Here is a 1,334-nt window from a genome sequence, read left to right on the forward strand (position 1 = left end):
AAGTTTTCAAGTGACCAAACAAGAAAACTTAAGGAGTGAAGTCACGATGTATATTCTCCAAGAAAGCTTGTTTTCCTTCGAGGAATTGCTAAAAATGCAGTCAAAAGAGCGATTGCCAATCTTCTTTAGCTCACTGGATCTCAGACCCTATGCCAAGGAATTAAGAAGCCGTTCACCCCGAGGCGCCGACGGACATTGCAGACAGGGCATTTTACGTGCGCTTCTGGCCGCCCCTCTTGAAGGAATCGCTACCTTAACGGCTTTGCATCATCGGTTGAGCACGGACCTTCGGTTCCGCTATCAGTGCGGACTTTCGCTTGATCGGGAAGCTCCATCCATCTCCACACTCAGCCGTGTGTTTGCCGACGTCACGAAAAAGGAACTGGCCAAGCGGCTGTTTGAGGATCTGGTTGCCCACCTCAGGCTAGAAGGTGTTCTGGACGGCAGCCACGTGGCAATTGACAGCACCGCCATCCGTGCTTACGAGAGAAAGCAACCCAAGCGAAAAAGCGAACAGACCGGCAATGCCAATTGGGGAGTGAAACTCGATTCGTTCGGCAACAAGATCACCTGGTTTGGGTACAAACTCCATCTGGCGGTCGATACGAAAAGCGAATTGCCGCTTGTGCTGGAAGTCACGCCTGCGCATGTCAATGACGGAGAAAAGGCGCCGGGCCTGATGGAACAAGCCGCATCCAGAACCGCTCCGAGGTTTTTCATGCTGGACGCAGGCTATGATCAGTTGAAGGTTTACGAGGCCGCGCGAAACGTCAAGGCTCAAGCCATCATTCCGCTCAACCTCAGGCGCGAGAAGGAACCGCCTGCCGGCATGCGGTCCAACGGGACGCCATGCTGTTCCATGGGCTATGCCATGACGTACTGGGGAGCGGACGGCGACATACTGAAGTTTCGCTGTCCGCACGCAACCGGCAAAGTCGACTGTCCGCTTGGCATGGCCGCTTGCTCGTCCTCGAATTATGGCATGGTCGTGAAAGTGGACGTCAGGGAAGACCTCCGGCGGTATTGCCATCCACATCGGGATACCAAACGCTGGAAAGCACTTTACAATGAGCGAACGAGCGTTGAGCGCTGCAATGCGCGACTGAAATGCTCTTTGACAGCAGATGCCTTGCATGTGCGCGGGATCGAGAAAGTAACAACTCACCTGTATCTGAACGCCATCGTTCTGCTTGCATCTGCAGTAGCCGCATCTCGCTTGGCAAAAGCGGTCGCTTAAAAACGAGCGTTTCCCGAAAATTCTGCAGGTCTGCCCATTTTTATGACCAATAAACTCCAATTACACATTTTTAAACGTTAAAGCCAGGAATTAACTG

Annotated in this window: 1 protein-coding gene; it reads left to right on the forward strand. The window is 52.7% G+C overall.

All coding sequences use genetic code 11. The features are described 5' to 3' along the window. Positions 1-46: 46 nt before the first annotated feature. A complete protein-coding gene (locus KQI79_RS27275) occupies positions 47-1,237 on the forward strand; it encodes a transposase (protein WP_213531731.1) in 1,191 nt (396 codons plus the stop codon). Positions 1,238-1,334 lie beyond the last annotated feature (97 nt).

Origin of the sequence: Paenibacillus sp. MSJ-34, from assembly GCF_018918005.1 — a bacterium.
In the GTDB taxonomy this organism is placed as follows: domain Bacteria; phylum Bacillota; class Bacilli; order Paenibacillales; family Paenibacillaceae; genus MSJ-34.

Coding starts and splice junctions, on each gene's coding strand:
- KQI79_RS27275 (WP_213531731.1), top strand. CDS start 47: ATGTATATTCTCCAAGAAAGCTTGTTTTCCTTCGAGGAATTGCTAAAA.